Consider the following 10,208-nt stretch of genomic DNA (forward strand, 5'->3'; position numbering starts at 1 on the left):
GAAACCAAAGACAGTGAAAATGAGTAGACTTCTGGTTATAGCCGTATTCAGTCCCGTTAGGACAATAGTGCGCGAGTGCGCGCCGCGCGTGCGTGTGCGTGAGCACAAACATCTTGCTCGCGTTTCCAACAATCGTATCGTTGGAAGTGTCCTAACCACAGTGAATACCGCTATAAAAAGGGGGAAAAGGATAAGAAATGCATGATTTCGGCATCGAAATTTATTTTCGTTTTTATTTCGACCAGATGTCTAGTGAGTTATTGTTGTGCCCCACACCCCATAGCAGATCTCACGCTTGCCGGGCCCGATCTAACCAACGATCGAATAATTCCTGATTCTGCTCGATCCATTCTTGGGCATGGCGGTGGATATCTTCAGTCTGGTTTTCCCCTTCTTGAAACCTTGCTTCCTCGGCGTTGAGATCTTCGAGGGGAATTTGAATGCCCTCGAACCAGCGTTTGGCAGCTGGGTGGGCGGCTAAAAATTCCTTGTTGCCAACAATGCGGATGCGATCGGTTGCAAATCCCAGGTTTTTCCCATCTATGGTTGTATCTTTCTGTGCGATCTGACCCTGTGACTTCGGTAAGGTGGTAAAAGGAACCGTTAACCAGGTGACATCTCGATCGATTTTCAAGGACGAAGCCACCCAATTGGGAGTCCAAGTATAGTACAGAACAGGTTTGCCTTGGCGGTAGCGAGCGAGGGTATCTGCCATTAGTACCGAGTAATCTCCTTGGATGTGTTCGACCGTATCCTGCAATCCGTACGCTTGTAAGTGGTGGTTGATGACCAATTCGCAACTCCAACCGGGAATGCAGCCGATTAAATTGGCTTTGCCATCGCCATCGGAGTCAAAAAGTTGAGCAATTTTGGGATCTTTGAGTTGTTCTAGACTCGTAATGTTATACTCGTGGGCGGTTTTTCGATCGATCTGATATCCTTGCAAAACATCAGGAACGATGACCCCAATCCGTTCGAGTGTCTCGTTGCCGCCAGCTTCTTGAAAAAAGCCCTCGTGCAGCCTTTCCCAATGGCTGCTGTAGAATTCTAAATCTCCCTGACTCACGGCAATGTGTAAGGTGGAAACCGCCGTCATTTCTTTGGGGTCTTGGACTTGGTATCCCAGTTTTTCCAAACCCATATTCGTGATTTTGGTCGCAAATCTGTCGGAGGAGGAAGTGCCACTACCGACGCGAACGATCGTTCCGTCCCCAGGTCGGGGGATTTCGGAGACCTGAGATTCCGTGGCGGGTTCGGGTGTTTGCTGCCAGGTTGCCCAACCCAGAGAGAAGATGAGTAGGATCGCAACACCCACGACTGCGCCCATTAGGTTTTGGGACGGTTGCGATCGCAAAAACCCGATCGGTCCCCGTTCTTGCCAGGGAACTGGGTCATCCGCCTTCCCCACCGCTTGCGTAATGCGATCGAGCATCACCGCGAGCAAAACAATTCCCAGTCCTCCTACGGCCGCCAGTCCCACATCCAAACGACCGACTCCTTGCAACACCATCAATCCCAGCCCCGGCACGGCAATCATCGCCGTAATCACCGACATTCCCAGGGCAAACAGCACTGTTTGGTTTAACCCCGCTAAAATCGTCGGCATTGCCAGGGGAATTTGCACGTTCCACAAGACTTGTAAGGGGGTCGATCCAAAAGCGGTTGCCGCTTCGATCGCTTCTGGGGACACTTGTCGGATGCCCAAGTTCGTCAGACGAATCAGGGGGGGTAGGGCGTAGATAATGGTGGCAATCACCCCAGGGACTTCGCCGATGCCAAATAGCATCACCACCGGCACCAGGTAGACAAAGGTAGGCAGAGTTTGCATGGCATCGAGCAAGGGTCGCACCCATCTTTCGAGGCGATCGCTTCTCGCACAGGCAATACCAATGGGAAAGCCGATGGCAATGCAAAACACCACGGCCGTTCCCACCAGGGATAGGGACACCATTGCTTGTTCCCAAGCACCCACAAACCCCAGAAAGGTTAACGCCACTAGGCTGTAAACAGCCAGTTTGCCTCCAGCGAACTGCCACGTCATGAAACTGGCAACGACCAGGAAAATCAGCGGGGGAACGACCAGCAGCAAGGATTCGATCGTTTCCAAAGCAATATCGATGGGAATGCGAATGGCTTGGAAGAGGGGGCGGAAGTTTTCGACTAGGAAATCGATCGCTGCGGTAATCCAATCGTCGAGAGGAATGGTGTAAAGCTCGAAGGGATTTAAAATGACCTGGAGTGCCCCGAGTGGTTTGGCGATCGCCTCTGATTCCGAGGGATTGGATGCCTCCGAGGGGGTCGCCGTTACCATCGTTTCTCCTCCGGCAATCTTTGCAGATTCTAACCAACCATCAAACTGTTCTTGATGGTTGGCGATCCATTCTTCGGCATGGCGGCGGATTTGTTCGGCACGACTTTCCCCATTTTTAATCCGCAGGCTTTCGGCGTTCATATCTTCTACGGAAATCTGTACCTGCTCGAACCAACTCTTAGCAATGGGGTTATCTGACAAAAATTTCCGGTTTCCGACAATGCGCTGTCTGCCGATGGAAAACCCTAGATTTTTACCCTTGAGGATCGTTCCTTGTTCCGATAGCTTTCTCTGGGAGTCGGGGAGGGCGGTAAAGGGAACTTCCAACCAAACGACATCTTCGTCTGGTTTTAAAATTGAAGAAATCCAGTGAGGATTGTAGGCAAAATAAAGAATCGGTTTTCCGTTATTGTAACGAGTAATCGCATCAGCAATCAGGGCGCTATACTGTCCTTTATCGTGTTCGATCGTCTTTCGCAGTTGATACGCATCCAAATGATGTTCGATGACCAATTCACAACCCCAACCGGGATTGCAACCGGTTAAATTTGCTTTTCCATCCCCATCGGAATCAAAGAGTTGAGAAATTTTGGGGTCTTTGAGTTGTTCGATATTGGTGATGTTGTATCGAGCGGCTGTTTTTTTATCGATTTGATAACCGCCAACCGTAGGAGAAACCAGCAAGCCGACTTTTTCTAGCTTTTCATCCCCCCCACTGTTTTGATAAAACTCTTCATGGGCAATTTCGTAATTAATGACGCTATAGTCGAGGTCTTCGTTGGCAATAGATAAGTAAATTGCCGGGTAATCAATTTCTTTGACTGGTTCAATTTGATAACCGAGTTTTTCTAAGCCAATATTGACGATTTCCGTTTGAAATTTTTCTTCAATCCAGTTGCTGTGAGCAGAACGAATGCGGACATCCGATAAACTGCTCGGTTGTGTGGATGTTGCCCTCGATGGAGGAATAGGTTGACAGGAAACTATACTCATGCATAAGACCATGACGGTGACGCTCGAAACCGTCGATCTCAACAATTTTGTATTCGTTAAGTTCGATCGAAAAAAAGCGATCGCCTTACCGAACGTCTTCAACAAAATTCGCAATTTTACTTCCTCTCAATACAACTTATACCCACCGTGTCAGTTGCACCCGATACCGTTCTTTCTTCGTGATCGCCACTTCCCCAACTTCCAAGCGTCCCTTGCCGCGAATGGCGATTAAATCCCCTTCCTTCACCGTTGCACTCGCTTGGGTGACTTCCTTCCAATTCACCCGCACGTCTCTAGACCCGATGAGGTTGGCCATTTTGCTGCGAGACATCCCAAACCCTGCCGAGGCAACGGCATCCAGGCGCATGGAGGCTTCCACCGTCGTCATTTCCTTGCGGCGCGGGGGGCGAATTTTCAGATCCCCCAGTTCCATGGGTTGGGTTTTCACCGAAACCGATCGCACCTGAGTCAAGCTCATCTGCAAAAACTCTACCATCTCCGGCACGACGATTGCCTGGGCGCCCCGTTCTCCCAAGACTAGTACGTCCCCAGTTTTCTCTCGCACGATACCCGTTCCGAGCATTGCACCGAGGAAATCTCGATGGGTTGCCGTATCGAACAGGAAGTTTCCGGCAATTTCGATCGCCGCGACTTCAACTTGTTCGGGTTCGAGGGGTAATTCCGATCGTGCGATGCCCAAACGCTGGCGTTCGGCTTGGGGGTAACCTCCCCATGCCACCAGTTGCACCTCTGCCAGTCGTCCGAATTTCTCCCGCACCTCTGCCAGTTCCGGTGGCGAGAGAAAATCCGTCTGCACAACTTCCCAAGTTTCGATCGCCCGTTCGGCTTTATCGATAACCCGCGTCAGGCACTCGCGATTTTCAACACCTTTTAATAGTTCTTCTTTTGGTAGCAGCATGAATTCAAATTAGAGTGCGAGCATCTTTCTCCCGAAGCCCCCGAGAGCTAGCGAACACCGTCCATTACAACTTTGAATATAGCGATACTTTCCCCATCACCCCAACCCCCATCTCCTGCACCAAGCACTAGTATTACAGAATCCATCTCTCACCGAGGACGTTCTAGCTGCCATTTCCAGACTTCACGATCGGCTAAATCCGGCATATCGACGATTTCTTGGCGTTGCATTCCCAGTTTTTGCACAATGCGTTTGGAGGGGGTGTTGTCTTCGGCACAGTAGGCGGTAATCCAGCGTGATTTGGGTGGCTCGAAAGCCCAATCCACCAGCGATCGCACGGCTTCAAACCCAGATCCGCGACGGCGATAGTCCCGGGCTACGTGGTAACCTATTTCAACCACCCCATCTGCATTAGGTGGACCGCCAAATCCCAACTCTCCGATTGCCCCAGCCGTGGGATGCAACATCAGCCACACAAACCAACCTAAGTCGGAGGGGTTGTCTTGCAGTTTTTCGATCGAGGTCGGTAACACCTCAACCCTATCTGGTGAAGGAACGCCATCGGCCATTTGTATTTCCGCCTTGTGCTCGAACATTTGTCGCATCAACTCCGTGGTGCAAGGGAGCAAGCTCAGGCGGGGGGTTTGTCGGATGGAGGGGCTTCGTTCGACCATGATTCAGTCACCGATATGATGAAGACGAGAAAGAGGGCAGATCGTTAAACCTGTGCGATCGAACACTCGACATCCCTCGTCCCAAATGAACCATTCATCCCTCGGTGTTATAGCCTTGCAAACTTTCCGGTTCGAATTGGCGGAGGATCGACGTGGCTTTGCGAGTTTGAACGTAAGAACCGCGAACGACTACCAGATACTGACCAGCATTGAGTCGGTTGCGGTAGGGCAAGGCATCTCCAGAACCGACGAGCAACCCCGTTCCTCCTCCAGCTACGATACTACCCATTCCCCCAGCGATCGCCCCGAGTAAACCGCCCAGGATTTGGTTGCCTAGAACTCCCGTCCAGGGAAACGTCTGCAATCCCGTAATGGCATTAAATACAAACCCGCCGAAAAAACCAAACGGAACCAGCCAAATCGCCATCAGTTTCACTTGTTTGCGGGCAGATTCGTTGGGATCGATTAAGCCAAATTCATCGGCACTTTTGTATCCTCGGCCGAGAATTGCCAGAGTCTCGGGGGGTAACCCCTCTTTTTCCAATGCCGTGTATGCGGCTTCGGCTTGAATGCGATCGTCTACAACCGCAATGAGATAGTCCATAACCGATTCAAAATTGTAGATTGTAGGTAGATTTTAGATCTTAGATGTTTAACCCCCCAGTTGACGCTTGCTCTAGCATCATGGCATCACCTCAGGTATCGTTCCACTCTCAAGATTACCAGCTCGCTCTTCGATTCGAGATTTTAGACTTTAGATTATTAGATTTCTTCACCCGCCCTTTGCTTCCTAGTGCAATGCGGCAGAAATAACGACCCAGCTCTCAACCGTTGAAAGCTATACACAGTAAACATTTTGCATTTTGCATTTTGCGTTTTTAATTCTGCGTAGTAGCACTAGGCACCCTCTTTCCCATCTGCTCTTTTTCCCATTTCGTCCGGATGGAACCCGAGTCGATGGGGAGAAAAGAATAGGTAGATGCACCCTGATGAATACCTCCGGTCTCAAAAACCGGGGGTTTTTTTTTGAATTTTAATTGATATCAGAGCTGGGTAATTAACCATAATCGAATGGCACTGAATTCAGCCAAACTCGGTGTCTGCAACCCTTGATGCTCCGTACTCGTCAAGTCGAAACTCAGTCTAAATTCAGTGCCATTCAACCAGAATCTAAAAATCACACGAGTCACTTTCTCCCCCCTGCGGTCGGCCTTCCCTTGCTAGGTCGGCGTTCCTTTGCGTCTTTCGCCCCCTAGGGGTCCGACCGCTCCCCCAGCCTCCACCGCGATTGCCAGCTCACATCCACCGGAATGCGCGGTTATTCAACGGGATTCGATCTGAGGGGAGATTTTCCGGATCGATGGGGGTCAGGTGGGTAAACAAATTGTAGATGACGACAAGCCATTTGGATCTCCTCTCTTCCCCACTGCGTAAAACGGTGGGGAATTTTTTGTAATTTGGGTTCGTTCGCCCGATCGGGCGAGTCGCAAATCACCCCCATTGGTGACTTGTAAAACAGCGCAGACGCGATATTCTAAAAGTATCGACATAAGCCTGTGACTTCCCCCATCCTAAGCGATGGGGATTTTTATTGATTGTTCGGGTCAGTTCGGGATCGGATAGCGATCGGTGAGAATCGGGTGTAGGATCTGGGATTCTTTGGCTGTATTGATTTCGAACACTCAACGATTCAAGGCTTCCCCATCTCCCCGAACTCACATCCTTCAGTCTCCCCGTCCCCCATTCTGCCCTATAGGAATTTGAACGATAAATTCGGCACCGCGTCCGGGCGTCGAATTGCAGCTGAGTTTTCCCCCATGTTTGTCGACGATAATTTGATAGCCGATCGACAGACCTAAACCCGTTCCTTCACCGATCGGTTTGGTCGTAAAAAACGGATCGAAGAGTTTCGATCGAGTCTCTTCGCTCATCCCCGGTCCGTTGTCAGCAATCCGAATGACGACCCATTCTGCATCGAGTCTCTCGGTCCGAATCGAGATCGTACGGGGTTCGGTCTCCATTTGGGTGAGGTGGGAGTCCCGTTCTTCGAGGGCATCGATCGCATTGGCTAAAAGATTCATCATCACTTGGTTCAGTTCTCCCGGATAGCACTCGACAAGAGGCAACTCCCCGTAATGTTTGACGACTTGAATGGGGGAACGATCGCCCTGGGCTTTCAAGCGATGTCCTAAGATTGCCAGGGTACTGTCGATGCCGTCGTGCAAGTTCACCTCTTTCATCTGGGCTTCGTCCATGCGGGAGAAGTTGCGCAGGCTGCAGACGATGGTGCGAATGCGATCGGCCCCATCGCGCATCGACCCCAGCAATTTCGTTAAATCTTCGATTAAAAAATCCAGTTCGATCGCTTCGGCTTCTTCTTCAATCTCTTGTGGGGGATGGGGATAGTGCTGCCGGTACAGGTCGAGCAAACCGAGCAAGTCTTGGATATATTCTTTGGCATGGGGAATATTGCCGTAAATAAAACTAACGGGGTTATTAATTTCGTGGGCCACTCCTGCCACCATCTGCCCCAGTCCCGACATTTTTTCCGTCTGAATCAGGTGAGGCATTTGTTGTAGTTTGTTGAGGGTCTGTTCGAGTTCGAGCATCTGAGCGTGAATTTTTGCGTCTCGCCCTGCCAGTTGCTCGGCCATGGTGTTGAAGCGGTCGGCCAGATCGCTAACTTCATCTCCACCTTCAACCGGGATGCGAGCACTCAAATCGCCATCAGCTAATGTCTGAGTCGTGCGCGTCAAGTCACCAATGCGCCGGACGATGGATTGGGTGACCCAAAACCCGATCGCCGCCACCAACATCCCCGAAATCGCGCACCAAATCCCCAGGAAAAGCCACAATCGATCCCGATTTCGATCGACCGCAGCGGTGGGATTGAGTAACACCACTTCAATTTCCACTGTCGCCCCGGCAAATGGGAGACTGTAGGTCATGTAGCTCGATCGATCGACGGTGACTCGTTGGGGAGCCGCTCCTGCCTTCGGGGGTTGCCACGGGGTTCGTTTAGCTGCTGGTAAAGTCGATACGAGGACTTGAGAATCGTGCACGATCGCCAAATGTCGATCGCTGCTGTGAAGGAGTGCCTCTAACAGTTCCCGATCGAGGGTAGACCCCAAGATCAACCCGCCGAGAATTTCCCAGTCTGATTTAACCGAAAGCAATGAAACCAAAACCGGGGAATTGGGTTCTTCAGGGACGAGCAGATCGGACAGAATGAGTCCCCGGCTAGCGGCGTGGAGGAATTGCCCATCGTCCAGGGGCACCTGGGTCGTTTCTCCCTGTCGCAATTCGGCAAGTACCGCGCCCGTTTCGTCTACCACTTTTAAGTAATCGAGTTCGAGTCCGGTTTGAATGGGCAATAATGTTTGCAGCAGTTCCGCTTGCTTGCCCGATGCCACGGCTTCTGCAATGTCGGCGCGGTCTGCAGTCGCACGGGCTTTGAGGTCTAGCAGTTGTCGCTTCTGTTCGAGATCGTGCAACACCAGCTCGGACAGTTCTTGGGTTTCTTCTCGCAGATGTTCTTCTAACCGGTGGGTAAAGAAATAGCCTACACCCAACGTCCCCAAGAAACCCATACTGAAAAACACCCCCAAAAGTGGCAGGAGGAACTTACTCGAGAGGGGGAGTTTGTCATAGCCTGCCCGCAGTCCCAACATCGATCGTTCATTTTCGCCTTGTTGTGGATTCGGTGGCGTTCGCTGCCAGAAAGAAAAGACGGTCACGATGGGTTCTCTTGAAGGGGATGGGTTGGGTGAGAGGATTGTATCGGGGGTCAGGGACTTGCAAAGAAATAAGGTATCCGCTCGTTCCAGATCTACGGTAGGGGTCAAGGGCCCTTGACCCCTACGTGGGTACGTTATTTTCCCGCGCATCCCTAAGGATTTTTGATGCGATTCAAATGCTCGCACGACTCCACGTGAGAATGCCAATCGATCGAGCAACGCTGCTTTCTCCCCACGCCTCCGATGCCTCCGATGCTCCCCCCGACGACCCTAACGGCGGCTGCTATACTAACGTCAGTTTTGGTTAAGCGGGTCAAGGGAGCCTTCGCACCCAGTGCTTCCTTAACTGGGGAAGAATCCGCCATAATTGATGGAGACTTGAAGCTGCACACCCTCTCACCCTACACCCCACACCCCACACCCTACACCCCACCCCCATCCGGCACAGTCTTATCTAAAACTGACGTTATACTAACCCCCCGATGGCACGAATCCCGATTCGAGCAGCACCTCCGATGCCGGTTGGCTGGCGGTAAATTGGAGAAACTTTTGCGCGGGTTTAGAGGGATTTGGGGCGTAAACGACTCCGAGGGTGCGAGCCATGGGATATGTTCCCCGACGCACGTTTTCTGGGGTGGGTTCGACACCATTGAGGCTCAGGCGGTTAACGGGTAATTTCTGGGAAATTGCTGTAGCGAGGGAAAACGCACCGATGCTGTGGGGGGTATTTTGCACGGCGGCGACCAAATCGACTTCGTGACGCAGAACGATCGCCTCCCGAGAGCTGAGGAGTTCCGGACCGAGGTAGTATTGACGCAAGAGACGCTTGGCAGACTCGTCTTCAGCGCGATCGAGCACGATAATTTCCGCATCGGGGCCACCGAATTCCTGCCAGTTCGTTGCCGCACCGCTATAGATGGCTTGGAGTTGTTCGGTGCTCAGGTCCGACACCCCTTCTACGCTAGGATGAGTCGCCACGAGTAGGGCATCTTTAGCAATTTCTCGATACTGCAACGGCGGCTCGTTTTCCTCGGGTTTGGGTTGCCGGGTGACGGTGCCGATATCCACCATTCCCTCTTGGACGCCCAAAATGCCGCCCGAGGACTGATTGGGGGGGAGAAAGTTCACTTGCATTTGCTGGGTTTGAGCTTCGTAGGCCGCCGCGAGGCGTTCCATCGCCGGATAGGGAGTTGCCGCACCGGTGATATCAATTTGTTGGCGGGTTTGCGCTTCTAGACGAGTTTCTGTGGTGTCGGGGATGGAATTACAGCCAGAAAGACCCAAGAAGACGATCGCGACGGGAGCGATGGGGAAGAAGCGATTGAAGTTCATATGATGTGGTCGGATTTTCGATCGGGTAAAGGCGTTTTAATCGGTTGGCGCAGTTGACATTTGGCGTTTTTTGTGAAATTCGCGCTCGATCGATGATGCGATTGCCCTGAACCCCATGGGGCGATTCCACGCCTACCGACTTACTTCCGATCTATTTCATAAATATGAAAAACTTGTGAATGGGGAATGGGTATTGGTGAGGCGGTTTTGCTTGTGTACCGCTTGTCAAGGGGAATGGGGAA

Annotated in this window: 7 protein-coding genes; 1 reads left to right on the top strand and 6 read right to left on the bottom strand. The window is 51.6% G+C overall.

Translation table 11 applies throughout. The features are described 5' to 3' along the window. Nucleotides 1–289: 289 nt before the first annotated feature. The 5 genes from proX to AC2215_RS08885 all read right to left on the bottom strand — a co-directional run bounded on the left by proX (nucleotide 290) and on the right by AC2215_RS08885 (nucleotide 8,634). Nucleotides 290–3,304 (bottom strand): glycine betaine/L-proline ABC transporter substrate-binding protein ProX, encoded by a 3,015-nt coding sequence (gene proX / locus AC2215_RS08865; RefSeq protein WP_486809615.1) that lies wholly within the window; start codon nucleotides 3,302–3,304, stop codon nucleotides 290–292. 136 nt (nucleotides 3,305–3,440) lie between these two features. After that, nucleotides 3,441–4,220: a photosystem II electron transport protein, Sll1252 family gene (locus AC2215_RS08870; protein ID WP_486809622.1), complete on the bottom strand. Its 780-nt coding sequence runs from the start codon at nucleotides 4,218–4,220 to the stop codon at nucleotides 3,441–3,443. Between the two features lie 152 nt (nucleotides 4,221–4,372). Beyond that, nucleotides 4,373–4,897, bottom strand: a complete 525-nt coding sequence (locus AC2215_RS08875; protein ID WP_486809616.1) for a GNAT family N-acetyltransferase — start codon at nucleotides 4,895–4,897, stop codon at nucleotides 4,373–4,375. A gap of 94 nt (nucleotides 4,898–4,991) precedes the next feature. Continuing rightward, nucleotides 4,992–5,501 carry a hypothetical protein gene (locus tag AC2215_RS08880; protein ID WP_486809617.1) on the bottom strand — a complete coding sequence of 170 codons (510 nt, stop codon included), beginning with the start codon at nucleotides 5,499–5,501 and terminating at the stop codon, nucleotides 4,992–4,994. A 1,120-nt stretch (nucleotides 5,502–6,621) separates the two neighbouring features. Then, nucleotides 6,622–8,634 (bottom strand): HAMP domain-containing sensor histidine kinase, encoded by a 2,013-nt coding sequence (locus AC2215_RS08885; RefSeq protein ID WP_486809618.1) that lies wholly within the window; start codon nucleotides 8,632–8,634, stop codon nucleotides 6,622–6,624. 176 nt (nucleotides 8,635–8,810) lie between these two features. Between AC2215_RS08885 and AC2215_RS08890 the strand changes: the two genes are divergently transcribed. Then, nucleotides 8,811–8,942, top strand: a complete 132-nt coding sequence (locus tag AC2215_RS08890; protein ID WP_486809619.1) for a hypothetical protein — start codon at nucleotides 8,811–8,813, stop codon at nucleotides 8,940–8,942. Nucleotides 8,943–9,105: 163 nt separating this feature from the next. Here the strand turns inward: AC2215_RS08890 and AC2215_RS08895 are convergent, their stop codons facing one another. Then, nucleotides 9,106–9,966, bottom strand: coding sequence for a substrate-binding domain-containing protein (locus AC2215_RS08895; protein ID WP_486809620.1), 861 nt, complete (start codon nucleotides 9,964–9,966; stop codon nucleotides 9,106–9,108). Nucleotides 9,967–10,208: the final 242 nt, after the last annotated feature.

The sequence above is a fragment of the Zarconia sp. genome, from assembly GCF_057467645.1.